This window comes from Halosimplex salinum, assembly GCF_003730195.1.
Classification (GTDB): domain Archaea; phylum Halobacteriota; class Halobacteria; order Halobacteriales; family Haloarculaceae; genus Halosimplex; species Halosimplex salinum.
Window position 1 is genome coordinate 140,523 of sequence record NZ_QWGG01000002.1, and the last position, 24,514, is coordinate 165,036.

The following is a 24,514-nucleotide window of genomic DNA, read 5'->3' on the forward strand; positions in this document are numbered from 1 at the left end:
CTCCTCTTCGCACCGCTCACTCCAACCCCTTCCCCAGCCAGTCGAGGACTCTGGGCCAGGAGTCTGCCGCGGCGCGGGCGTTCCCGGCCGGCGTCCCGCCGAACGCCCACGTCCCGGACGACGTCGTCTCGGCGGTGGGGACGTATGGGATGCCGATACCGTGGCCCGCGTCCGCGTACGAGCGGTGGTCGTAGTCGTGTTCGAATCCGTCCTCCGACAGCCGCTGGACGGCGACCTCGGCGAACCAGGCGGCGGGCCACATCTCGTCGTCCTCGCCGGTGATCAGCAGGACGGGAGCGTCGATATCTTCGACGGGGATCGTCGCCTGCGCGACGCGTTCGTCGTCGGCGGTCTCCACCGACTGGCGGTACATCGGCGCGAAACTCGTGCCGTTCTCGGTCACGGTCGGCGAGCCGAACCGGGGGACCGCCGGCAGTTCGTCGCCGTCCGCCTCCCACCCGCCCCAGAGATACACGCTCGGAACGTAGCCGACGACTGCACCCACGCGGTCGTCGCGAGCGCCGACTAGCAGCGCGGCCTCGCCACCGCGCGAGCTCCCGAGGACGCCGACGTCCCCGGTTCCGACGGACTCGCGGTCACGCAGCCAGGTGATCGCCCTCTCAAAGTACGACAGCGGAACGTCGACCAGTTCGTCGGGAATCGCCTCGTGGGGGCCGAAGTACCGGAGCGCCAGCGTCGCGTACCCGTGCGACGCCAGCATACGTCCGTGCCGTATCATGGGGTACCCCCGCGACCCGTGGAGCGCGACGACCCCGGGATGCGGGCCGTCACCCGGCGGCACGAAGAACTCCCCGACCACGCCGTCCTCCTCGACGCTCGTCCGCTCGACTCCCTCGGCGACGAACCGTCGCGTCGTCGTCGCCGTCGTCCGCGTCTCGCCGTCGGTCCCCGCCCGGAGCGTCACGTCATAGGCGTCCGGTAACCCCGGATCCGCCGGGGTACCCGTCGCTATCGCCTCCGTCCGGGGTGTCGTCTTCGACGGTGTCGGCGATGGAGACGCCATTCCGTCGTCCCCCGTTCCGGTCGCTTCGCCCTCGTCGCGGACCATCGACCAGAACAGCCCCATCCCGTCGGTTTCGTCGTAGGTTCCCGACGTCGGCGCCTGCGTCGTCAGGTCGACCTCGCCCCGGTCGTCCGCTTCGAACGTCGCTTCGGCCTCCCAGTGCGGACCACCGCCGAACGTCGTCGACGCGCGGACCGTCACGGTCGACGACGGTTCGAACCCGCGCAGTCGGATCTCGACGGGTTCGTCCCTGAGCGACTCCTCGGGGACCTCGATCCGCTGGTCCGCCGACCCGCCCAGCCGGTCACAGCCCGCCACCGCGACCGCGCCGACCGCCGACACCGCTCCGAGGACGTCTCGCCGGGCGTACGCTCGCCTCTCCATACGCAGTCCGAAATGTGTAGAATTGTTAATTATTTCGGTCGGCTCCGCCGGTTCCGAGTCAGTCGCCGACGACTTATCGGCGACCCGTCGCCCCGCCCGAGCGCCGTGGTCGGTACCGCTCTATCGGCGGAGCGCGCACGCTCAGTTTCCCCGCAAATGGAGCGTCCGCGGTGGGACGGGCGTCTCCGTCAGTCGCCCGACCGCTGGAAACGCCGGATTAGGACGGGCTGGCTATCTCTTAGCGACCGTGCGCGCTGTCGGCTGCGGCGGACGGGGTTCGACGCCGGTCGGAACCAGACGGACTCAGAAGAAGCCGAAGATGTTGTTCAGCGCGAAGCCGAGGACGGCGGCGAACGCGAGGTGGAGCGCGGTGAGGACCGCGGTCGGCCGCCAGGAGATGCGGTAGGAGACGCTGATGGCGATAGCGTCGGCGACCATCGTCGCCAGCAAGACGATGACGATGCCGAGGCCCGGCGTGACGAAGCCGATGCTCTCCACGCCGTAGCGGCCCAGCAGGATGGAGACGAGCGCGGGGACGGGGCCGACGTAGGCCGCCCGCTGGCTGGGCACGTCGCCGATGAAGAAGGTCGCCGCGAGGTGGAGCGTCACGGCGTAGAAGAGCGCGGTGAGCAGAAAGGTGACGAGAAGTGCGAACAGTCCCCCGCCGGTGACGTCGGTCTGGAGCGGAGCGAGCGCGGTCGACGGGCCGACGGCGTCGACGGCCGAGTGCTGCGCTACGATGTCCATGCCGGCGGTAGGGAGGGGGGCCGCTTGTAGCCTGCTATCGCTGGCGAGCGCGGGCCAGCGCGCTGCCGCTCCGACCGACAGGCGAGGTCACCGGTCTCCGCGAGCGGACGGCTTACTCGAGCAGACCGAGATCTTCGAGCCGGGAGACGATCTTGTCGACGGCCTCCTCGGCGTCCTCGGGCTGTTTGCCGCCGGTGATGACGAGTTTGCCCGAGCCGAACAGCAGCGCGACCACGTCGGGGTCGTCGAGGCGGTAGACGAGGCCGGGGAACTGCTCCGGTTCGTACTCGATGTTCTCCAGACCGAGCCCGATAGCGATCGCGTTGAGGTTGAGGTTGCGACCGAGGTCGGCGGAGGTGACGATGTTCTGCACGACGATCTCCGGGTCCTCGTCGACCTGGATGTTCAGGTCGCGCAGTTTGTCGAAGACGATGCGCAGGCTCTCGTGCACGTCGTCGGTGCTCTTGGCGCCGGTGCAGACGATCTTGCCCGAGCGGAAGATGAGCGCCGCCGATTTGGGCTCCTGGGTGCGGTAGACGAGGCCGGGGAACTGCTCGGGGTCGTAGTCCGCCCCTTCAAGGTCCATCGCCACGCTCTGCAGGTCGAGCTCCTGCCCGATTCCAGTCGAGGCGACGACGTTTTCGATATTGATTGTCTCCTTGGGGTCAACCATGTCTCGACTTAAACGTTGTATTTAAGGTTTATAAACTTTCATACGATGGACTAACAAGTCACGCCCGGAAACCCGTCAACTTCGTGACGTAGCCACCCCCGGAATCCCCGTAAAAACGCCTTTTAATGGGGATAGGAGTGGGTTTTATGAGGGGTCGGTAGTCGGAGGGGTGACGGATCGTCGCGTGCGAGGCGTCGGCGCGGACCGCCCGGTCACCGGTGGGTTCTTGGGCGGCGGCGGGCGACTGTCGGGCGTGTACGTCCTCGAACTCGGCGGCCAGGACGACGGTTTCGCGGCGTGTGAGGCCGCGAGCGCCGCCTCCGGCGTCGAAGTCGTCGGCGCGGGACTAGCGACCGCGCGCGCGGTCACCGAGCGCGTGCGCGATCTCGCGTTCGTCCACCGCGCGAGCGAGGTGGTCGGCCACACCGACCCCGGCGTGGCGAACGCCCGCGCGCTCCTCGCGGCCGCGAGCGTCGAGCGCACCGGGAGCGTCGCCGTCCGCGCCGTCGACGTGCGCGCGACGACCGGCGTCGACACCCAGCGAGTCGAGCGCGAACTCGGGCAGGTGCTCGTCGACCGCGGCTTCGCCGTCGACCTGGACGACCCCGACCACGAACTCCGGGCGCTGTTCGCGGGTCCGCCCGGCGCCGACAGCACTGCGGAGAACAGTGCCGAACCGGACGCGACAGACGCCGCGGACGGGACGGGAATCTGCGTCCTCGGGTGGCTCACCGCGGAGAGCCGGCGGGACTTCGGCGAGCGCCGACCCACGGACCGCCCCTTCTTCCAGCCCGGGAGCATGGACCCGCTGCTGGCCCGCGCGCTGGTCAACGTCGCCGGCGCGCGCGAGGGAGCGACCGTCGTCGACCCGATGTGCGGCACCGGCGGCCTCCTTCTGGAGGCCGGACTCGTCGGCGCGCGCGTCGTCGGGTCGGACGCACAGGCGAAGATGGCCCGCGGGACGCGCGCGAACCTGCGCGACGCGCTCGGCGCCGACGGGGCGTTCGACGTGTGCCGCGGCGACGTGACGCGCCTCCCGCTGGCCGACGACTGCGCCGACGCCGCGGTCTTCGACGTCCCGTACGGCCGCCAGTCGAAGATCGAGGGCGACTCGCTCGAAGCGCTGGTCGGCGACGCGCTCGCGGAGGCCCGACGGATCGCACCGCGCGCCGTCGTCGTCGCCGACCGGTCGTGGACCGAGGCGGCGGTCGACGCCGGGTGGGTAGTCACGGAACACTTCGAACGCCGCGTCCACCGCTCGCTCGTCCGCCACGTGCTCGTCCTCGACCGCGAGTGAGCGGTTCGCGCTGTTTCGACCGCCCCGAATCCCCGATACAGAACGAAAGCCATTAACCGACCGACTGCGGTATCTTCACCTGAGCCAGGATGGCCGAACGGTAAGGCGCACGCCTGGAAAGCGTGTTCCCTTTGGGATTCAGGGTTCAAATCCCTGTCCTGGCGCTTCTGACGCGAACAACTTCGGCGAGCACCGCGTGTGCTCGACATCGTGAGCGTCGAACCGCGTTCGGCCGGGATTTGAACCCCTGGAAGTCTTGCGAGCGTAGCGAGCAAGACGTTGTCAGAGCGTAGCTCTGACAGAAGTCGCAGCCCCGCAACGGTCGAGCGGAGCGAGACCGCACGCCCGGAACGTCTTCCTCTGGTTCAAACACCGCGGGACGTACGCGTCCCGCGAGGTGAGCGAACGCGACGCGTTCGCTCGCTCCCAGTTCTGGCGTACCGGGGCAAAAAGCCGGACGCTCGGCTACGCCTCGCGTCCGGTGAAACCGCGCTCACTCCGTTCGCGCGGTACGTTTCTGCCCGACACTGTGTCCGTCCAGCTGGAGAACCCCAGTACGAGTGGCGACACGTATCTTCACCGCTCAATCGGCGAACGTCGCCGTCCGGCCCACGTCGAGTCGCAGGAACACGGGGAGCGTCGCGAGCGCGACGAGGACCTCCATGCCGCCGGCGACGAGGAAGGCGGCGGGATAGCCGAACGCGCCAGCGACGCTGCCGCCGACGACGACGCCAGCGAGGAAGCCCAGACTCCCGAAGACGTTGAAGCCGGCCATCGCGACGCCGCGCTCGGTCTCCGCGGCGAGGTCGGTCACGAGTGCCATCGTCGCGGGAGACATCAGCGCGCCGAGGACGCCGACTGCGAGCATTCCGGCCCCGGCGAGCGCGACCGTCGGCGCCTGCCCGATCGCGATCACGACGAGTCCGTAACACGCCGACCCGGCGACGATCGGGACCGTGCGACCCACGCGGTCCGAGAGGAGCCCCATCGGGTACTGGAGGAGCGCGAAGGGAGCGAAGAACAGCGCGAGCAGCAGGCCGGTGGCGCCCGGCCCCAGTTCGAACGCCGAGCGGAAGTAGAGGGTGCCGACGAGCGCGAAGAAGCCGGCCGTGAGGCGGTCGAGGAAGCCGAAGGCGTAGGGGACGCCGAGTGCGGGCGTCCGCCGGAGTCCTGCCAGCGCGCGGGCGAGCGAGTCCCGGTCGCCGGCGGGCGCCCGGTCGGCGACGATCAGCGCGAGCGCGGCGACGCCCGCGAGAAGCGCGCTCGCCAGATACAGCGGCACGAACGGACCGATCTCGTAGAGCTGTCCGCCCAGCGGCGCGCCGAGCGCCGTCCCGCCGCCGATGGCGGCGCCGGCGGCGGCCATGTTCCGACCGTGTCCCCCCTCGAGGTCCATCAGCATCGTCATCGCGAGCGAGAAGGCGCCGATGGTCGCCGCCCCCTGGAGCGCGCGGACGACGAGCACGGCGCCGAAGGTGAGCCCGGCGAGTCCGGGGAGTATCGCGAGCGCGAGGTAGCCGACGCTCCCGCCCAGCGCGCCGGCGGCGATGAAGGGGGTGCGCCTGCCGGTCCGGTCGCTCGCGGCGCCCCAGACGCCGGCGAAGGCGACGAAGGCCGCGAACTCCGCCGCGAGGAACCACATGCTGGCGTCGAGGTCCGTCGTCGCCCCGAGCACGCCGACCAGTCGGTCGATTCCCGGGTAGAGGAGCACCTGCGCGAGCAGGACGAGGAAGACCATCGCCGCCAGCGACCACCGGTCGCGCGAACCCGTCATTCACTCGGACGAAGGGACGAACGACCTATCGATGTGTCGATGCGCTGCGGCCGTGACGGGTCGCGGACGCCGCGCGGCGACCGCCCGCGCCTCAGAACGGCGTTTGCGACCCGTCACGGCCGGGCGCCCCGGGGACCTCGCTGTCGTCGATCTCCGTGTCCGGCCCCGCCCCGCCGTCGTCGGACGGTTCGGGCAGTTCGCCGGTCTCGACGAAGGTCGCCTCCAGATCCCGGAGAGCGGCGTTGATCTGCGCCGCGCGCTGGTGCATCGGCGCGACGCGGACGCGCACGAGGTCGAACTCGTGGCGGTCCGCGAGGCCGTTCCACGCGCGAAAGGAACCCTTCGTGAGCGTGTCGCTCTGCGGGCAAAAGGCCGTCGTCGGCGTGAACTCGGCGCGCAACACCCTCGCGTCCTCGTCGACCGTCGAGAGGCCGTCTTCGCCCTCGTCCATCGCGTCCGGGACTCGGTCGGGGTTCTCGACGGCGTAGCGGTAGCCCGCGTCGGGGTGGCGAGTGTCGCAGTTGAGCCGCGCGAGGTTGTACCCGAACGTCATGTCGTACACCGCCCGCTCCTCGAACAGTTCGCGTGACACCCTGTGGAACGCGAGATGTCGGCGCCCGGCGAGCGTGTCGTGGCCCTCGAGAAACTCGCCCGGTACCGGGACGTGCTCCGGGACGAACTCGTCGTAGGCGTCGAAGGAGTCGTCGCTCCCGCCGAACGGCGATGGGACGCTGACCATACAGGCGGTTGGTCCTCCGTCCGACTACGTGTCTTCCCGAACGTGTTCGACCACCGCTGCGACGGAGGAGAGCGCGTCGACCGCTCGTGCGCTCACTCGCCCTCGGCGTGGCTGACGAACACGTGCCACTCGTCGTCGGCGACCTGTTCGGTCTCGTGGACGAACCCGCGCTCGGCGAGCACCCCGTACAGCGGCTCCGGCTCGAAGTTGTTCACGAGCTCCAGTGTCCCGTCTTCCGGGAGTTCCTGCAGAGCTGCCACGATGTCGCCGAACGGTTCGCCCTCGATCTCTCTGGCGTCGAGCGTCCGCGTCGCGTCTGTCGATCCCTCGCTGGCCATACCCGTAGTTGGGCGCGACCGGGCGAGCGCGTTGTGCCGAAGACGTTCGGGTGCCCTGTCGACGCTTCGGAGTCCGACAGAACCTGTGAGGGAGGGCGTCGACGGGCGGTTCGCCGAACCGGTACGGCGTGACACCTACGGTGCTGGGGCGTGTCCGGTCGCGTATGCAGACGGTCACGGTGTCGCGACGGCTGGACGCGTCGCCCGAGCGAGTCCGCGAAGCGATGGAGGACTTAGAGGAGTTCATGCTCGCCGCGGGCTTCACCGACGTGTCCGTCGACGGCGCCGACATGCACCTGGAGAACCAGGTCGGACTGGCGACGGTCACGCTCGACCTGCGCGTCGTCGACAGCGAGGCCGACCTCGCGTACGAACAGGCCGACGGCTTCTTCGAGGTGATGGACACGGAGTACTGGGTCGAGGCGGTCGACGGCGGCTCAGAGATCACCGCGACGACCGACTTCGCACTCGACGTGGCGCTGGTGGGGCAGATTCTCGACGCGACCGTCATCAAGCGCCAGCGCCGCCACGAACTCGAACAGCAGTTCGACTGGCTGGCCGAGGAACTCGAGGCGGAGACGCCGTCGTCCGAGTCGTCACCCTGAGCTGTTGACGGGCGGGTTCGACACGAAACGAAGGGGGTTCGGGACGGCGAGTCAGTCGACGCGGACGCCGGCGACGGCGTCGTACAGCTGGTCGGCGAGGTCCTCGGCGCGGTCGGCCGAGCGGGCCTCCGCGTAGATGCGGACGACGGGCTCAGTCCCGGAGGGGCGGGCGAGCACCCAGCCGTCGCCGTAGTCGAGGCGGTAGCCGTCGGTGGTGTCGAGGTCGGCGACGGAGTCGCGAGCGGCCCGCTCGATGGCGTCGAGCATGGCCTCGCGCTGGTGGTCCTCGTCGTACTCGACGTCGCGGCGGACGTTCACGTAATCGTCGTAGCGCGCGACGACGTCGCTGGCGGACCCGTCGCTCCGGGCGAGGAGTTCGCAGAACCGCGCGGCGGTGTAGGCGCCGTCGCGAGCGATCCGGAACCCCGGGAAGAGGATGCCACCGTTGCCCTCGCCGGCGACGGAGACCGACTCGCCGGTCGCCTGCAGGTCGCGGATGCGCGAGACGATGTACGTGCTCCCGATGGGCGTCAGCGTGAGGTCCGCACCGGCGGCGGCGGCCACGTCGACCAGGCGCTGTGAGGCGTTGACCGCCGAGACGACGGTGTCGCCCTCGTCGATGGCGGCGGCCGTCAGCGCGGCCAGCGCGGCGTCGCCCTCGACGAACTCGCCGCGCTCGTCGACGAAGATGGCGCGGTCGGCGTCGCCGTCGTGCGCGACCCCGAGGTCGGCGTCGGTCGCGCGGACGAACCGCCGGAGGTCGCCGAGGTTGTCCGCGACCGGTTCGGGGTCGCGCCCGGGGAAGTGGCCGTCGGGCTGGGCGTGGATCGTCTTGACGTGACAGCCCAGTCGACGGAAGAAGTCGGGACTCGTGACGGAGCCCGCACCGTGACCCGGGTCGAGCGCGACGGTCAGGTCCGCGTCGGCGATCCCCTCGCGGTCGACGGCGGCCAGCAGGTCGTCGACGTAGGTCCGGCCGGCGCCGTCGACGCGGCGACTGTCGCCGGTCTCGCCCCACGGGACGCGGTCGACCGACTCGTCGAGGAGGCGCGTCTCGATGGCTTCGAGGCGCTCGCGGGGGAGTTCCACCCCGTCGGCGCCGACGAGTTTGATCCCGTTGTACTCGGGCGGGTTGTGCGAGGCAGTCACCATGAGACCGGGGACGCTCTCGCGTTCGGCGTACGCCTGGAGGCCGGGTGTGGGGACGACGCCGAGGCGGTCGACGTCGATGCCGACGCTCGCGAGGCCGCTCGCGACGGCGTCGACGAGCATCTCGCCGGTCGCTCGCGTGTCTCGCGCGACGGCCGCGCGGTCGATCCCGTCGGCGGTCCAGACGGCTCCGGTGGCCTGGGCGACCGCCGTCGCGTCCTCCGGTGTGAGGTCGTCGTTGACCACGCCGCGTACGCCGCTGGACCCGAAGACCCTCATTGTCGTCTACTCGGCGGTCAGGCCGCATAGTGGTTCCGGACACCCTCCGCGGCCACCGCACCCGGGGACAGCGCCCGATATCGAACCGTCTAAACGCCGGGGTGTCGACAGCACGCGTATGGACAAGCAGGGACTCATCGACGCGCTCCGGGCCGCCGACGCCGTGAAGTTCGGCGAGTTCGAGCTCTCCCACGGCGGCACCTCGAACTACTACGTCGACAAGTACGTCTTCGAGACCGACCCCCATTCCCTGGAACTCATCGCCGAGGCGTTCGCCGAGCGCGTCGGCGGCCAGCAGGGAGGCGACACGACACTCGCCGGCGTCGCGCTCGGCGCCGTTCCGCTCGTCGCCGTCACGAGCGTCGAATCCGGCAACCCCTACGTCATCGTCCGCAAGCAGAAGAAGGAGTACGGCACCGGGAACCTCGTCGAGGGGGAACTCACCGAGGGCGAGGAGGTCGTCGTCCTCGAGGACATCGCGACGACCGGCCAGAGCGCCGTCGACGCCGCCGAGGCCCTGCGCGAGGCGGGCGCCGTCGTCGACCGCGTGGTCGTCGTCGTCGACCGACAGGAGGGCGCCGCCGAGAACCTCGCCGACCACGACCTCGAACTCCAGTCGCTGTTGACCGCCGACGACCTGCTCGCCGACGCGCCCGACGAGGTGGACGTCTGACCGGCGCGAGCGCGACTTCCGACGGGTCGAACCCGAGACCCGTATCGGCCGAGATCGGGCGTGGTAATGACTAACAAAGCCGTTCGACGGCCGTCGCACGTCACAACTCTTATACCCGATTGCGCGTTAGCCGAGTGCAAGATGGCAGGTGTCTGTTTTACAGGCGGGCTCTCCGCCCTCTAATCAGTCACTGCCACGTTCTCACGCTCGCAACCGGTTGACAAGCGACGCGTGGCGGTCAGGAGGCCGATGATATGTCACGACAGGAATCCTCAGTCACGGTGGAACTGCCCGATGGAAACACGCTCGACGTTCCGTCGGGCACCACAGTCGAGGGTGTGGCCTACGAGATCGGTCCCGGCCTCGGCGACGACACCGTCGCGGGGAAACTCGACGGCGAACTCGTCTCGAAGGCCGACCCCGTCTACGACGGCGCGACCATCGAGATCGTCACGCCCTCGGCCGACGAGTACCTGCAGGTGATGCGCCACTCCGCGGCCCACGTCCTCGCGCAGGCCGTCCTGCGGCGCTACCCCGACGCCAAACTCGCCACCGGCCCGCCCACCGAGGAGGGGTTCTACTACGACTTCGACGGCGTCGACGTCGACGAGGACGAACTCGACGACCTGGTCGCCGAGATGGAGTCGATACTCGAGGACGACCTCGCGATCGAACGCGAGGAGGTCTCGATCGAGGAGGCCCGCGAGCGCGTCGCGGGCGACCCGTACAAGGAGGAGATCCTCGAGGACCTCGCCAGCGGCGAGCGCGGCGCGGACGAGGACATCGAGACGGTCTCCTTCTACAGTCAGGGGGAGTTCTCGGACCTCTGTGCCGGCCCCCACGTCGCCTCGACCGGACAGATCGGCGCGGTCGACCTCCGTGAGATCGCCGCCACCAACTGGCGCGGCGACGAGGACGAGGCGCCCCTCACCCGCGTCTACGGCACCGCGTTCGAGTCCGAGTCCGATCTGGAGGAGTACTGGGAGCGCAAGGAGGAGGCCGAACGCCGCGACCACCGCCGCATCGGTCGCGAGATGGATCTCTTCTCCATCCCCGACCACTCTCCGGGCTGTGTCCACTTCCACCCGGACGGGATGGCCATCCGCCGGGAACTGGAGGAGTACATCCGCGAGAAGAACGACGAACTCGGCTACGAGGAGGTGTGGACGCCCGAACTCAACAAGACGGACCTGTGGAAGACCTCGGGCCACTACGAGCACTTCTGCGAGGAGGACGAGATGTTCCACTGGGAGCAGGCCAGCGCCCGCACGGAGAGCGACGAGGGCGACGAGTACGGCCTGAAGCCGATGAACTGCGCCAACCACGTCCACCTCTACCAGCGCGAACGGCGCTCCTATCGGGAGCTGCCGAAGCGCTACTCGGAGTTCGGCACCTGCTACCGCAACGAGCGCTCGGGCGAGCTCTCGGGCATGCTCCGCGTGCGCGGCTTCACGCAGGACGACGGCCACGCGTTCGTCCGCCGCGACCAGATCCAGAGCGAGGTCACCCGCACCCTCGAGGTCATCGACGAGGTGCTCGACGACTTCGGGCTCGACGTGACCTTCAAGCTGGAGACCCAGCCCGACGACTCCTTCGGCGACGACGCCCTCTGGGAGCGCGCCGAGGAGGACCTCCGTAGCTCGCTCGACGCGCTCGGCGAGGGGTACGAGGTCGAGGCCGGCGAGGGCGCCTTCTACGGCCCGAAGATCGCCGCGGACGCCGAGGACGCCATCGGTCGCGAGTGGACCGTCGGCACGGTCCAGCTGGACTTCGTCCAGCCAGAGCGGTTCGACCTGAACTACGTCGGCGAGGACAACGACGAGCACACGCCGGTGATGATCCACCGCGCCCTCCTCGGAACGTTCGAGCGGTTCATGGGCGTCATGATCGAGCACTTTGCGGGTCGGTTCCCGCTGTGGCTCGCGCCCGAACAGGTGCGCGTGCTCCCGCTCAACGAGGAGGTGCTGGGCTACGCGCACCGCCTCAAGAACGACTTCCACGCGGACGGCTTCCGCGCCTCCGTCGCCGACGGCGACGACACGCTCCAGCGGAAGATCCGCCGCGCCCACGACGAGAACGTCCCGTACATGCTGATCGTCGGTCCCGACGAGGAAGCGGCCGGGACCGTCTCGGTCCGCGACCGGGCCGAACGCGAGGGGCGCGACGTGGACCCCGACGAGTTCCGCGAGCACCTCCGGGCCGAGCGCGAAGAGAAGCGCCTCGACCCCGACTTCCTCGACGAGTAACGTCGTCGCGACGGGCCGCACCGGTAGCGTTTTTTCGGCGGCAGTCGCACTGTCCCGATAGTTCCCCGCATGAACCCCCGCACGCGAGCGCTGGGGGTCGTCGCGGTCGCCCTCCTCTGCCTGACGGCCGCCGTCGGCGCCCTGGCGCTGTCGGTCCCCGACGCCACCGGCAGTCCCGGACAGCAGCGCCACCCGACCGACACCGGCCTGCAGAACCTCCACGACGCCGGGATCACCGGCGAGAACGTCACCGTCGGCGTCGTCGGCGTCACCGGTTTCGACACCGACCACCCGGCCCTCGCGGGGCGGGTCGCCGCGGCGCGCGCCTTCGGCGACGGGACGGTGACGAACGGCGGCCGGAACCGTCACGGGACGGCGACGGCGGCCGTCCTCGCGCGGACCGCGCCCGACGCCGACCTGTACCTCGCGACCTTCGACGGGACGACCGACTTCCGTCGCGCGGTGACGTGGCTCGTCACCGCCGACGTGGACGTGGTCGTGACGCCGGTGTCGTTCTACGGGACGCTCGGCGACGGGAGCGCCGCCGTCGAGCGACTGGGCGACTGGGCGCGCCGGCAGGGGACCGTCTTCGTCGCGCCGACCGGCAACCTCGCCCGCGGGCACTGGCGCGGCCGCTACGACGACGTCCGCGACGGGCGCGTCCGCTTCGACGACACGACGCGCAACTACGTCGCCGGCCGGGGGAGTCAGACGGAGATCTGGCTCGCCTGGGACCGCGCGCACGCGAACGAGAGTTACAGCGTCGAGCTCTACCGGGCGGCGGGGAACGAGTCGCGACTGGTCGCCCGCTCGCAGCCCTACGAGGACGACGACGTGCCCAACGCCCGGATCAACGCCCAACTCGAAGGCGGGACCTACTACGTCGCGGTCAGCGGACCGGCGAACGCGACCGGCGCGCGGCTCCGACTCACGTCGCCGACCCACCGCTTCCAGCAGGCGCTCCCCGCCGGGAGCGTGGCCGCACCGGCGACCGGCGAGGGCGTCGTCGGCGTCGGCGCGTACGACCCCGTCGCCGAGCGGGTCGAACCGTTCAGCTCCCGCGGGCCCACCGTCGACGGCCGCCTCGGCGTCGACGTGGTCGCGCCCGCTCGACACGAAATCAGGGGGTACGACGACCCCCTCGTCGGCTCGTCGGCGGCGACGCCCTACGTCGGCGGCCTCGCCGCGCTCCTCCTCGACGCCCGGCCGGACGCGACGCCGACACAGGTCGAACACCGCCTCGAACGGACGGCCGTCGACGTCGGCCCGAACGGCACCGACACCGTCGCCGGTCACGGCCTCGTCGTCCCCGGTCGCGCGGTCGACCTCACCTCGAACGCAACCGGGTGACGGGGCTGGTCCGTATCCATCCGCTACGGTCGCCGATCGACTGGGCGGCCGCCGCTTAAATCGCGCTTTGAGCTACGGATAGGGCTATATGACTGCCGTCTGGATCGATTCCAAGAACCATGTCCGGACTCATCGGCCGCATCCAGGACCGGTCGGCCACGAGCGACGAAGCGTTGCGAGTCCTCGACGTCGAGGGCGAGGAGACCGACGACGTCCTCGACGCGCTCGCGACGGACACGCGGCGGGCGGTCTACCGGTCGCTGTTCGAGGAGCCTCGCACCGCCTCGGAGATCGCAGAGCGGATCGACAGCTCCGTCCAGAACGTCCACTACCACCTCTCGAACCTCGAATCGGCCGGCCTCGTCGAGGAGATCGACACCCGCTACTCGGAGAAGGGCAACGAGATGACCGTCTACGGCCCGGCGAGCGACCCGCTCGTCATCGTCGGGAACAGCGAGATGCGACCGCGCGTCCACCGGACGCTGACCGACGTGGTCGGCGGCATCGGCCTGCTCTCGGTCGCGGCCGTGTTCGTCCAGTGGGGCGCCGAACGGATCGCCCGACCGGCGGTCGGCGGGAACGGTGCCGGCCCGGCCAGCCCGAACGCGACGCTGGGCGAGCCCGGCTCGCTCGGCTGGCTCGTCTTCGACGTGATCGAACCCGGCGTCCTCTTCTTCTTCGCCTGTCTCGCCCTCGCCGCCGTCGTGGCGCTCGCGCTCGACCGGTGAGCGACTGTTCGGTGCGGTGAACTCTGGCGGCGGGCTCGTTCGGAAATCATTTCTGAGGGACGTTCGGAAAATCGCTTCTGAAGCTCGTTCGGAGCGAGAGACGGAACAGTCGACGGAGTCAGAGTCAGAGCAACAGACGGAGAGCGGAACGGAGAGACGCGTTCGACCAGTGCCGACTACCCGCGGACGAAGCCGAGGAAGACGGCGATGCCGCCGAAGGCGATCAGGCCGCCGAGCGCGAGCGCGCCGACGCCGGTGAGGAAGGCGCCGGAGCTGTCGTCGGCGGCGACGGTCACGGCCGGGGAGTCGCCCGACGCGGCGTCGGTCGCGTCGGACTCGTCGCTACCGGCGTCGTCGGACCCGTCCGCGCTCCCGTCGGCCGCTTCGACGACGAGCGTGCCGATATCGGCCGGGTTCCCGTCCGTGCTGGGGCCGCTGTACACGTCTATCGAGTACGGCGCGGGGTCGACCGGCGAGTCGAGCGTCGTCTCGCTCGTGACGTTCACCGGCCGGGACTCCCCGTTCTCCTCGACGGCGAGCGCCGGCCTGTCGGCGTCGGCCGTCGCGTTCGTGCGGAACAGGACGACCGCACGGCCGTCGCCGTCGGTGTCGCGGACGACGGCAGTCGTCTGGTAGTTGACGGCCTCCTCGTCGCCGACGGTGATCGTCAGCGCGTCGGCGTCGCCGAACGTGACCGGGATCCGAGCGACGTCACCCCGGTCGACCCGGTTGATGTCACGGACCTGGATCTCGTCTGCGTCGAGCGGCGCGGGCGTCGCGGTCTCGCCGTCGCCCCCGCCGGACGTCGCCGTCGCCGCCGGACAGTCGGTCTCGCAGTCCGTAACCAGTCCGGAGCCGCGGGCGAGGGTCCTGTCGCCGTCGCGGACGGTCACGTCGAACGGCGTCCCGGACGACATCCCGCTGAAGTCGAACGTGCCCGCGAAGGTGCCGTCGTCGTCGACGGTCGCCTCGACCGTCATGAGGAACGGTGACGACGACGAGGCGGAGGTCACGCGGATCGAGACGGTGGTCCCGGGGTCCAGCGTCGTCTCGCCGGAGATCGTCTGCTCGCTCGCGGGGGCGACGCGGACCTCACCGTCGGTCGTGTCCAGCGTCGTCCCGTCGTGCGTCGGCTTCGGCGTCGCTGTGCCGTCGCTCGGCGTCCCATCCCCCTCGTCCGTCCCGTCGCCGGCCAGTAGCGCCAGCGAGGCGATCGAGTGCGGGTCGTCGGCGTCGCCCAGCGAGAGGTCGTAGGAGGCGGGGTCGAGCGGGCTGACGACGCCGGCGACCTCGGTCCGGTTGTCGATCGCGTCGTCGCCGGCGACGGTGAGGTACGACCCGGGCCCGGACTCGTGGACCGCGCCCGTGTCGAACCGGACCGTCACGGTGCCGTCGCCGTCGGCGTCGGTGACCGTCGCCCGGACCTCGAAGTTCGTCTCGGCGGCGTCGCCGACGGTGAGTCGAGCAGTGTCGTCGGCGTCGGTCGTGTTGATCGCGATCTCGGCCGTCTCGCCCTGGTGGACGGAGTAGATGGACTCCTCGAAGGAGGGCGTCGCGGCCGTGCCGTCGGCGGTGACGACGCCGGCCAGCGGCGCGGTGACCAGCGTCGCGACGACGAGCGCGGCGAGGACGCGTCTGGCGATCACGCGACCACCCCCGATCGGGTCGAGCGGGCGTCGCGCGGTCGTTTGCGGGCGATACGTCGGTCGATGGAGGACGGCCCCGGAGGGGACCGGTCAGGGTGGCGTCTGGTTGCCATCGCACTCGGAGTGTCTCCCGGCGCACAAATACCTCACCCGGTAGCTTCAAACTGGCTTTGAACGGCGGCCGCGGTACTCGGGCCAGACGCTCCTGTACGGCCGATGCACGCGACCGGTGGGCTCTTGGCCGTCGATCCCCAACTCCGGGTGATGGCAAACCTCGAACTGTACGAACTCGAAGGGTGTCCCTACTGCGCGAAAGTCATCGAGAAACTCGACGAGCTCGGGCTGGAGTACGAGTCCCACATGGTCCCCCGCTCGCACTCCGAGCGGACCGAAGTGGAAGAAGTGAGCGGCCAGACCGGCGTCCCGGTCCTCGTCGACCACGACAACGACGTCGACGGGATGCCCGAGAGCGACGATATCGTGGAGTATCTCGAGAAGCAGTACGGTAGTTAAAGCCCACCTCTGTGCCGTTTTCGCGACTCGATCCGCTATAGGTAGTCGACGGTCTGTCCGCCGACGCCGTCGAAGCCCTGGCGTTCGTGCGACCACTCGGAGACGCCCTCGTCGCGGCGTTCTGCGAGGAAGTCGACGATGCGCTCGCCCACGGCCTCGCCGTAGAGGTCGGGACCGGACTGCAGTCGCTCGCGCACGTCGGGCGAATCGAGCGCGTGCGTGACCATCTCGTGGACGAACTCGCCGGAGACCGGCGGGACGAGCAGGTTCGTGTTCGCCTCGAAGACGGTCTCCGGGCGGTCGGTGTTGAACCGCGCGGTGAGACAGCACGCCTCGTCGATGTGGTTGAGTTCCTCCTGCATGCTCCCGGAGTCGGTCAGCTCCGCGAGGCACTGCCCCGATTCGAGGAACTCGTAGACGTGGGCGTGTTTTTTCCAGAGCCCGGTGAACAGGAAGTTCTCGCGCTCGTCGGCCAGCCGCTGCAGGCGCTCGCGGTAGCCGTGGCGTTCGAGCGCGTGGCGCGTCGCGGTCAGTTCGACGAAGTTGACGTTGCGGCCGTCCTCGACGAGTCCCAGGACGCCCTCGACGAGCGCCTCGAAACGGCCGGGCAGGAGGTTCGCCCGGCGGTGGATGTCGACGCGGATCCAGTCGTCCCGGTCTTCGAGGACGGGGTAGACGTCGAAGACGCTCTCACCGTCGTGACCGCGCTTCATCTCGATGGCGTCGACGACGGAGTTGCCGACCACCGGCACGCGCTCGCGGCCGTCGACGGTTCGAGGGTACCCCTCCGATTCGAGGTGCTCGTGGTTCAACTCGACCGGCGCGAAGTGATACCGGGCGGCCGCCGACCCGACGAACGTGTCGTACTGCTCGGGGAACGGTTCGGTCCGGTCGACCGTCCACTCGCCGTTCCACTGCTCGTCGACGAAGGCTTCGGGGTCGGGGTAGTCGCCGTCGGCGTGGTCGTGGGCGGCGTCGGCGTCGGCGGCGTCGGTGGCGGTGGTGGTCCCCGCCCCTGCGGTCGGGACCGCGTCGTAGTCGGGTGCCATCCCGCGGAGACCGGCCTCGTTGTGCGCGACCTGCTGGTTCGTGGCGAACAGCCACGCCTGCGGGAAGATAGCCGCGGCGTGGGTGTCGCCGTGGACCAGCGGCAGGACGGTCGTGTCCGGCCACTCCTCCAGGCGCTCGGCGAGTTGCCGAACGGCGAGCATCATCTGGGCGGTCTTCTCGCTGAGGTCCCCTCGAATACCCAGGTCGGCGACGATGGCCGGTTCGAGGTCGTACTCTTCGAGGCCGTGGCCGAGTACGTCGTCGTAGTGCTGGCCGGTGTGGATCACGAAGCAGGGGAACCCGCGCTCGCGAGCGGCGGCGACCACCGGCGCTTGCTTGTAGAAGTCGGGCTTGGTGGCGGTGACGACCGCGAGCACGAACTCGCCGCGCTCCATCTCGGCGGCGAGTCGTTCGTCGTAGATCGTCGGATCGGCGTCCATTGTGTCGACTGACACGACGGCGGGACCGGTGTTTACAGTTCCGACTGATCGTGTTCGTGGCCGTGGAGTCGGTCTGACCGTCGCGGCCCGTACGCGGCGAACGCCCTCGACCCGCTCGCTAGGAGTCTCTGCTCTCGCCCTTTCAGTCCACCAGGAGAGCAAGCGCTCCTGAGCCCTGGCTCGCTTCGCTCGCCAGGACACCAGGAAACCGGAATCCGCACCGCACAGCACCGCGCCTCACGCCTCCCCAACCGATTCCCTCGGTCGCTGCGCTCCCTCGGTCATTCACCGGAAGACTCCCTCCGGTCGTCTTCCGAGCCTTCGCTCGTTTCACTCGCGAAGACCTCGCACGACTGCTGTCGCGAGATGAAACTCGCCAACGTCAGAGCACAGCTCTGACGGCCCTCGGAATCGCTCGCGATTCCGAGACGACAGCGCGCGCCACGGTACAAAGACGAGAGTCCCTGCTACCGCCGAACGACGCTCACGCCGAAGCGCCAACCCCGACGGTCCGTCGACGCTCCTCAGGCGTCGGGGTCGAAGATTTCGGGGTCTTCCTCGCCCTGGACGTCGATCACGGCCAGTGCGCCCTTGCGGGCGACCCGCGAGAGCGAGTGGTCGACGAGCTTGACCGGCCCGGGAACCGGGTAGTGCATCGTCGCGATGGCGGTGCTGCCCGGCTGGACGGGGGTCGTCTGGATGTTCCGCTGGGGCCGGCCGCCGATACCGCCCTGCGGGTACACCTCGTCCCAGACGCTCCCGATGGGGTGAAAGCTGCTGGCGAGGTTCGGGCCGCCCACGCAGTAGTACACGCGGGCGGTCTCGCCCGTCTGGGCGGTCATGTCGGCGTAGTTGTCGGGCGTGATGGCGAACTTCTCGCCGTTGATGAGGACGTAGGTGGGGTCCTCGCGGGCCATCGCGCCCATGTCGAAGGTGTGGTGGCCCTCCTGACCGGTCTCGCCGTCGGTGTACACCTCGTGCTGGCCGAGGTAGAACTCGTTGTCCACCGCGGGCAGACCCTCTTCGGGCTCGACGAGGATGATGCCGAACATCCCCGAGGAGATGTGGTAGTCCATGTTCGCGACGGCGCAGTGGTAGATGAACGCGCCCGGGTAGGTGACCTTGAAGCGGACGCGCTCGGTCTCGCCGGGGGCGACCATCGTCGCCTCGGCGCCGCCGCCGGGGCCCCGCACCGCGTGCAGGTCGACGTTGTGGGGCATCCCGTTGTCCTCGGCGTTGTGGATGGTCAGATCGACCGTGTCACCCACGCGCGTTCGGATCATCGGGCCGGGGACCTGCCCGTCGAAGGTCATGTACTCGAAGGTGACGCCGGGCTCGATCTCCGCGGTGACCTCCTTCGTCGTCAGCTCGACCTCGACGGTCGCGGGCTCGTCACGGTCGATGGGAGCCGGGATGTCGGTGGGGTCGGCGGCGACGCGGTCGACGGTCGTCGATCGCGCGGCGTCGAGCGACCGGGGGTCGCTGTCGGCCTCCGTGTAGGTGACCTTGTCCGCGGGAATCTCGCCGGCACAGCCGGCGACTGCGGCGGCGCCCGCCGCAGCGCTGGTCTTCAGGAACGTTCGACGGGTGGCCGTGGATTGGGTCATGGCTCTACCTGAACGTGGGGGGTGTGCGGATATATACCGATAAGCGGGTTCTCGCCGGCGTGTTAGAGGGGCGAACATGTTCGGGACCCCGGATCGGGCTTCCCAGTTCTCGGGAACCCCCGGAGGAGGTTATTTAGGAAAGGCGGCTATCCGCAGGTATGAACTCCGACGACGGTATCGACGAGGGGCGGCGTACGGTGATGAAGACCCTCGCTATCGGGGCGACGGTCGGCGGGCTCTCCGCGGCGGGGGCCGCGCCCGCGTCCGCGCAGTCGTCAGACCTGGGCGAGTGGTTCTCGAACGTGAGCAACTTCGACGGCGTCGTCGACGAGACCGGCAAGGACGAAGTGACGGTCGACGTCGGGTCACAGGCCAACAACGGCGCGTTCGGCTTCGGTCCGCCCGCGGTCCGGGTCGACCCCGGGACGACCGTCGTCTGGGAGTGGACCGGCGAGGGCACGCCGCACAACGTCGTCGCCGAGGACGGCAGTTTCGAGAGCGACATGATCACCGAAGCGGGTGCCACCTTCACGCACACCTTCGAGGAGGCGGGCGTCACGAAGTACGTCTGCGTCCCCCACCAGGCGATGGGGATGAAAGGCGCCGTGATCGTCGGCGACTTCGAGGTGGACGTCTCCGCCGGGAGCTCGACCGCGACGCCCGCCGGGGACGTGAGCGAGGAGACGAGCGGCGGCGACGGAGGCGACGGGAGCGGCGGGGACGGCGAGTTCGTCGAGCCGGACTACGAGGGCTGGTTCGACGGCGTCGGCAACTTCGACGGCACCGTCGACAGGACGGGGCAGGACGAGGTGACCATCGAGGTCGGGGCCGAGGGCAACGACGGCCCGTTCGCGTTCGGTCCCGCCGCGGTGCGGGTCGACCCCGGGACGAAAGTCGTCTGGGAGTGGACCGGCAAGGGCGGCCAGCACAACGTCGCCGGCGAGACCCACGACTTCGAGAGCGAGATGCAAGGGTCGGAGGGCGACACCTACGCGCTACAGTTCGACGGTCAGGGCGTCGTCAAGTACGCCTGTACGCCCCACAAAGCGGCGGGGATGAAAGGGGCTATCGTCGTCGGCAACCCCGCCGGCGCCGCCGCGGGCGGCGGTGGCGGGATCGACCTGTTCCAGACCTCGCTGTGGGGACTGGTCGGCGCCATCGTCGCCGCGCCGTTCGTCGCCAGCGAGGTCGTCGCCCGACGCCGGCGCAAGGACGACGAGGACGAGCGCCGACTGCCGACTCATTCCGCGGACTGAGGGACCGCTCTACGGACTGAGGGACCGCTCCACGGACTGAGGGACCGCTCCACGGACTGAGGGACCGCTCCACGGACTGAGGGACCGCTCCACGGACTGAGGAGACGAGGGCGGGGGGCCGGCCGGACGCGGTCGTGCTCGTTCGGGTCGTCGGAACTGCTGCTATCCGAACAGTTACGTCGGAGACGGCTGAACGGCGGCTATGCGACCGCCAGTGGAGCGCAGCGTAGCGTCCGCGGTCACGGTCGACGACGTGTGGGCCGGCCACCCCGTCGGATTCGACCTGTCGACCGACGACGGCCGACAGTTCGTCGCGTACTACGACGCCGAGCGCCGGCTGACCGTTGCTCAGCGCGACCTCGGGGCGAGCCACCGGGACCCGGAGAGTCAGTGGACGCGGACGCGACTGGACGAACGGGTCGGGTGGGACAGTCACAACGACGTCGTGCTGGCGGTCGACGACGCCGGCCACGTCCACGTCAGCGGGAACATGCACGTCGACCCGCTGGTCTACTTCCGGAGCGCCGACCCGCTCGACGCGACGACGCTCCGGCGCGTGGACGGGCTCGTGGGTCGCGACGAGGACGCGGTCACCTATCCGACGTTCCTGTCGGGACCGGACGGCGACCTCGTCTTCGGGTACCGCGACGGCGGGAGCGGCGACGGTCGACGCCTGCTGAACGGGTACGACCCCGAGACCGAGACGTGGCGACGGCTCCTCGACGAGCCGCTGCTGGACGGCCGCGGCGAGATGAACGCCTATCCGACCGGTCCGACGCGCGGGCTCGACGGCGACTACCACCTCGCGTGGGTGTGGCGAAACACGCCCGACGCGGCGACGAACCACGACCTCTCCTACGCGCGGAGCCCGAACCTCGTCGACTGGGAGCGAGCGGACGGGACGGCCCTCGACCTGCCGATCACCGCCGACGACGGCGCGGTCGTCGACCCCGTCCCGCCGGGCGAGGGACTGCTCAACAGCAACGTCGCGCTCGGATTCGACGCCGACGGGCGACCCGTCCTGTCGTATCACAGGTTCGGCGACGAGGGGCACACGCAGGTCTACGCCGCCCGACTCGACGGCGACGGCGACGCGGCTGGCGCCGACGAGTGGACGATTACGCAGATCAGCGACTGGGCGTATCGCTGGGAGTTCGGCGGACAGGGGACGCTCGACGACGAGATTCTGGTCGACCCCGTCCGCGTCGTCGACGGCGACCTCGTGCAGACGTTCTGGCACGCCGAATACGGGCCGGGACGGTGGCTCCTCGACGGAAAGACGCTGACGCCCCAGCGGACCGACGCGCCGTGGCACGGGCTCCCCGACGAACTGCGTCGACCGGCGGAGCGCGACGACTACGAGGTCCAGTGGGCCGTGGACTCGTCCGCCGGAGCGGGCGACGACGGACGGACGCGCGCCCTCCGCTGGGAGACGCTCCCGGCGAATCGGGACAGGGCGCGCGCGGAGCGGCCCGAACCGACGACGCTGTCGCTCTACACGCTGTCGTAGTCGAGAATCGGGCCGGGCCTACGCGGAACTGCCTTCGGGGTCGGCGCGTTCGCGGATGATGTCGCGGAGTTCGTCGGCCTCCTCGATGTTCTCCATCTCCGCTTCCTCGACGATGGCGGTACCTTCGATCGATTCGCGCGTGGCCCGGTCGACGACGTACACCGAGCGGGTCCGGGTGACTTTGCCGACGGAGGACATGATCCGGGCGCGCTTCTCGGCGGTCTTCGTGAGTTCCGAGTGACCCGTCAGCATCTCCTCCTCCCGGCGCTCGTTCTCGCTGACCGTTTTGAACGGCGCGCGGTCCGTCGGGTGGACGTCGAAGCCGACGCGGGTGAGGACGGCGACGATGGGTTCGTCCTCGGGGTCGACCTCGGGGTCTTCGGGCGTGGGTTCGTCGTCGCGGACCTCCTCGGCGCCGTCGAGCACCTCGACGGGCGCCGTGAGCGGCGCGTCGAAGAGCTCCTCGAGCTGGCTGGCCACCTCGACGGAGGCGTCCATGCCGTCCTCGTACTTCGAGACCGTCCGTCTGGAGACGCCGAGTTCGTTGGCGAGTCGCCCGAGCGACCAGTCTCTGTTCTCGCGGACGTCCGCGAGGACTTCGCTGTCGATGTTGACGTAGAGGCCGCCGGGCGCGGCGTAGATGAGCGGCGGGACCTCCTCGACGAAGAGATCCATGGCCGTGTCGGGCGAGAGCACCGGGACGCCGTGGCGGAAGTACGTGACGCCCGGTTTCAGCTCTTCGTCCCTCGTTCGGAGACCGATGACCATCGGCGTGGCGCCGAGATAGGTGCCGAGCCGGCGCATCTCCGCGCCGGTGTGGCCGTCGAACGCGTCGATGTTTCCGAGTATCTTCACGAGGAGGGTCTCCTCCCCGCGGCGGGCCGCGATGTCGAAGCTCTTGGGCCGGATGGCACAGCGTTCGCTCACCACGAAGCCCGCGTCCTCCAACATCGCGGTGACGTTGCCGACCAGTGCCGACCGTGACATAGTCGTAGGTAAGTACGTCACTGCATATATGCGTTGTGCCGCCCGTAGACTGGCCGTGCGCCCCGATTTCTCTATCTAATCGATAGATTGATATACAGTTTCGCGGTCGAAACCCGTTTGGCGTCGACCGCGCTACGGGTCTCCGTGACCGTCATCGGCCTCGACGACACGGATTCCCGCGAGCGCGGGATGTGTACGACCTACGTCGCCGCGACCCTCGCCCAGCGGGTGCGGGCCGCCGGCGGGACCGTCGAGCGCCGGGTGCTCGTCCGACTCAACCCCGGCGTCGAGCACAAGACCCGCGGTAACGCCGCGCTCGCGGTGCATACCGACCTCGACCCGGCCTCCGCCCTCGACCTCGCCCGGGAACACCTCGACCTGGCCGAGACCGCCGACCCGCGGACGAATCCCGGCGTCGTCGTCGCGCCCGGCGACCCCGAAGCCGTGCCCGCGGCCGTCGCCGACTTCTCGCGTGCGGCCGTTCGCGACTACCACGACATCGACGACGCGGTGGATCTGGCGGCGGAGGCGGGGTATCGGACCGCCCACGCCGGCAACGGCCGCGGCCGCATCGGCGCGCTCGCGGCCGTCGGCGCCTGGCGCGCGTTCGACGACTGGACCTACGAGTGCATCTCCTACCGCGAGCGCGACCGCTGGGGTACCGAGCGGGACGTCGATCGGGAGTCGGTGTTTGCCGCCGCCGAGCGTGCGTACCCCGCCGTCTGGGACACCGTCGACCACGGCGAGGGCTACCCCGTCTGCGTCCCGCGAACGCCCTGTCCCATCCTCCACGGCATCCGCGGCGACGACCCGGAGAACGTGCGGTCCGTGGCCGAGTCTATCGACGGCGAACCCGTCGCGAGTCGCGCGCTGTTCGTGACGAACCAGGGGACCGACGCACATCTACAGTCCGCGGACGGGTTCGGGGCCGTCTCGGAAGGGCGAGCGTTTCGAGTCGACGCCGAAGTCGTCGGACCGCCGGAGACCCGGGAGGGAGGCCACGTGTTCTGCGAACTGCGGAGTTCCGACGGCGAGCGACTGGAAGCCGCTGCCTTCGAGCCCACGAAGCGCTTTCGGGACCGGGTGCGGGCGCTCCGCGCCGGCGACCGCCTGACCGTCTGCGGCGAAGTGAGCGACGGGACGCTAAAGCTGGAGAAGTTCGCGGTACGGGAGCTCGTGACGACGGAGCGCGCAAATCCCGACTGCCCGGAGTGTGGCCGGTCGATGAGTTCCGCGGGGGCCGGACAGGGGTACCGGTGTCGCGACTGCGGGACGAGCGCCGACGGGAAAGTCGACGTGCCCGTGGAGCGGGCGCTGGAGGAGGGGTGGTACGAGGTGCCGCCGTGTGCGCGCCGACACGTCGCGAAACCGCTCGTCAGGGGCGGGTTCGACGCACCGACGCATCCCGAACGGTAGCGAATCGGCGATAGCTGTGACGTCGAGACTCAGGTGGATCGGTCGTGATTCCGAGAAGACAGCGCGCCGGAACGGTGGATTAG

At 69.8% G+C, this 24,514-nt stretch carries 21 protein-coding genes and 1 tRNA gene; 11 read left to right on the forward strand and 11 right to left on the reverse strand.

Translation table 11 applies throughout. From position 1 onward, the window contains the following. Positions 1-16: 16 nt before the first annotated feature. From D1409_RS06020 to D1409_RS06030, 3 genes are all read right to left on the reverse strand, one after another. The gene (locus D1409_RS06020) at positions 17-1,408 is read right to left on the reverse strand and encodes an acyl-CoA thioester hydrolase/BAAT C-terminal domain-containing protein (protein ID WP_123535121.1); all 1,392 of its coding nucleotides are present in this window, start codon (positions 1,406-1,408) and stop codon (positions 17-19) included. 303 nt (positions 1,409-1,711) lie between these two features. Next, the gene (locus D1409_RS06025; protein ID WP_235853518.1) at positions 1,712-2,155 is read right to left on the reverse strand and encodes a DUF7473 family protein; all 444 of its coding nucleotides are present in this window, start codon (positions 2,153-2,155) and stop codon (positions 1,712-1,714) included. Positions 2,156-2,267: 112 nt separating this feature from the next. Continuing rightward, positions 2,268-2,828: a TATA-box-binding protein gene (locus D1409_RS06030; RefSeq protein ID WP_123535123.1), complete on the reverse strand. Its 561-nt coding sequence runs from the start codon at positions 2,826-2,828 to the stop codon at positions 2,268-2,270. Between the two features lie 253 nt (positions 2,829-3,081). Here D1409_RS06030 and D1409_RS06035 point away from each other — a divergent pair, with 253 nt between their 5' ends. Next, entirely contained in the window at positions 3,082-4,125 is a 1,044-nt protein-coding gene (locus tag D1409_RS06035) for a methyltransferase domain-containing protein (protein WP_123535943.1), read from the forward strand. An 83-nt stretch (positions 4,126-4,208) separates the two neighbouring features. After that, positions 4,209-4,289 (forward strand) — tRNA-Ser (locus D1409_RS06040). A gap of 419 nt (positions 4,290-4,708) precedes the next feature. Here the strand turns inward: D1409_RS06040 and D1409_RS06045 are convergent. From D1409_RS06045 to D1409_RS06055, 3 genes are all read right to left on the reverse strand, one after another. Next, entirely contained in the window at positions 4,709-5,899 is a 1,191-nt protein-coding gene (locus D1409_RS06045; protein WP_123535125.1) for an MFS transporter, read from the reverse strand. Between the two features lie 91 nt (positions 5,900-5,990). Further along, positions 5,991-6,638 (reverse strand): hypothetical protein, encoded by a 648-nt coding sequence (locus D1409_RS06050; RefSeq protein WP_123535127.1) that lies wholly within the window; start codon positions 6,636-6,638, stop codon positions 5,991-5,993. Between the two features lie 92 nt (positions 6,639-6,730). Next, the gene (locus tag D1409_RS06055; protein WP_123535129.1) at positions 6,731-6,976 is read right to left on the reverse strand and encodes a DUF2249 domain-containing protein; all 246 of its coding nucleotides are present in this window, start codon (positions 6,974-6,976) and stop codon (positions 6,731-6,733) included. Positions 6,977-7,140: 164 nt separating this feature from the next. Between D1409_RS06055 and D1409_RS06060 the strand changes: the two genes are divergently transcribed. Next, entirely contained in the window at positions 7,141-7,581 is a 441-nt protein-coding gene (locus D1409_RS06060) for an SRPBCC family protein (RefSeq protein WP_123535131.1), read from the forward strand. Between the two features lie 51 nt (positions 7,582-7,632). Here the strand turns inward: D1409_RS06060 and glmM are convergent, their stop codons facing one another. Beyond that, complete coding sequence (gene glmM, locus D1409_RS06065; protein WP_123535133.1) at positions 7,633-9,009, reverse strand: phosphoglucosamine mutase; 1,377 nt, start codon at positions 9,007-9,009, stop codon at positions 7,633-7,635. A gap of 118 nt (positions 9,010-9,127) precedes the next feature. On the opposite strand from glmM, the gene pyrE reads away from it, so the two are divergent. From pyrE to D1409_RS06085, 4 genes are all read left to right on the forward strand, one after another. Beyond that, the gene (pyrE, locus tag D1409_RS06070) at positions 9,128-9,682 is read left to right on the forward strand and encodes an orotate phosphoribosyltransferase (protein WP_123535135.1); all 555 of its coding nucleotides are present in this window, start codon (positions 9,128-9,130) and stop codon (positions 9,680-9,682) included. Between the two features lie 254 nt (positions 9,683-9,936). Then, positions 9,937-11,928: a threonine--tRNA ligase gene (gene thrS / locus D1409_RS06075; protein ID WP_123535137.1), complete on the forward strand. Its 1,992-nt coding sequence runs from the start codon at positions 9,937-9,939 to the stop codon at positions 11,926-11,928. Between the two features lie 69 nt (positions 11,929-11,997). Beyond that, the gene (locus tag D1409_RS06080) at positions 11,998-13,278 is read left to right on the forward strand and encodes a S8 family serine peptidase (RefSeq protein WP_123535139.1); all 1,281 of its coding nucleotides are present in this window, start codon (positions 11,998-12,000) and stop codon (positions 13,276-13,278) included. A 119-nt stretch (positions 13,279-13,397) separates the two neighbouring features. After that, on the forward strand, positions 13,398-14,006 hold the full coding sequence (locus D1409_RS06085) for an ArsR/SmtB family transcription factor (protein ID WP_123535141.1): 609 nt from the start codon (positions 13,398-13,400) through the stop codon (positions 14,004-14,006). Positions 14,007-14,182: 176 nt separating this feature from the next. Here the strand turns inward: D1409_RS06085 and D1409_RS06090 are convergent, their stop codons facing one another. Continuing rightward, a complete protein-coding gene (locus D1409_RS06090) occupies positions 14,183-15,652 on the reverse strand; it encodes a BGTF surface domain-containing protein (RefSeq protein ID WP_123535143.1) in 1,470 nt (489 codons plus the stop codon). Between the two features lie 264 nt (positions 15,653-15,916). On the opposite strand from D1409_RS06090, the gene D1409_RS06095 reads away from it, so the two are divergent. Then, positions 15,917-16,165, forward strand: coding sequence for a glutathione S-transferase N-terminal domain-containing protein (locus D1409_RS06095; protein WP_123535145.1), 249 nt, complete (start codon positions 15,917-15,919; stop codon positions 16,163-16,165). Positions 16,166-16,200: 35 nt separating this feature from the next. Here D1409_RS06095 and D1409_RS06100 read toward each other — a convergent pair whose 3' ends face one another. Further along, positions 16,201-17,655, reverse strand: a complete 1,455-nt coding sequence (locus D1409_RS06100; protein WP_123535147.1) for a UDP-N-acetyl glucosamine 2-epimerase — start codon at positions 17,653-17,655, stop codon at positions 16,201-16,203. Positions 17,656-18,179: 524 nt separating this feature from the next. Beyond that, a complete protein-coding gene (gene nirK / locus D1409_RS06105; RefSeq protein ID WP_123535149.1) occupies positions 18,180-19,262 on the reverse strand; it encodes a copper-containing nitrite reductase in 1,083 nt (360 codons plus the stop codon). A gap of 158 nt (positions 19,263-19,420) precedes the next feature. On the opposite strand from nirK, the gene D1409_RS06110 reads away from it, so the two are divergent. Together D1409_RS06110 and D1409_RS06115 are read left to right on the forward strand one after the other, a co-directional pair. Next, positions 19,421-20,518, forward strand: coding sequence for a halocyanin domain-containing protein (locus D1409_RS06110; protein ID WP_123535151.1), 1,098 nt, complete (start codon positions 19,421-19,423; stop codon positions 20,516-20,518). A 202-nt stretch (positions 20,519-20,720) separates the two neighbouring features. After that, positions 20,721-22,028 carry a BNR repeat-containing protein gene (locus tag D1409_RS06115; RefSeq protein WP_123535153.1) on the forward strand — a complete coding sequence of 436 codons (1,308 nt, stop codon included), beginning with the start codon at positions 20,721-20,723 and terminating at the stop codon, positions 22,026-22,028. Positions 22,029-22,046: 18 nt separating this feature from the next. Here D1409_RS06115 and D1409_RS06120 read toward each other — a convergent pair whose 3' ends face one another. Beyond that, positions 22,047-23,015 (reverse strand): transcriptional regulator, encoded by a 969-nt coding sequence (locus D1409_RS06120; protein ID WP_123535155.1) that lies wholly within the window; start codon positions 23,013-23,015, stop codon positions 22,047-22,049. 144 nt (positions 23,016-23,159) lie between these two features. Here D1409_RS06120 and D1409_RS06125 point away from each other — a divergent pair, with 144 nt between their 5' ends. Further along, positions 23,160-24,431: a tRNA(Ile)(2)-agmatinylcytidine synthase gene (locus tag D1409_RS06125; RefSeq protein WP_123535945.1), complete on the forward strand. Its 1,272-nt coding sequence runs from the start codon at positions 23,160-23,162 to the stop codon at positions 24,429-24,431. The last annotated feature ends 83 nt before the right edge of the window (positions 24,432-24,514 follow it).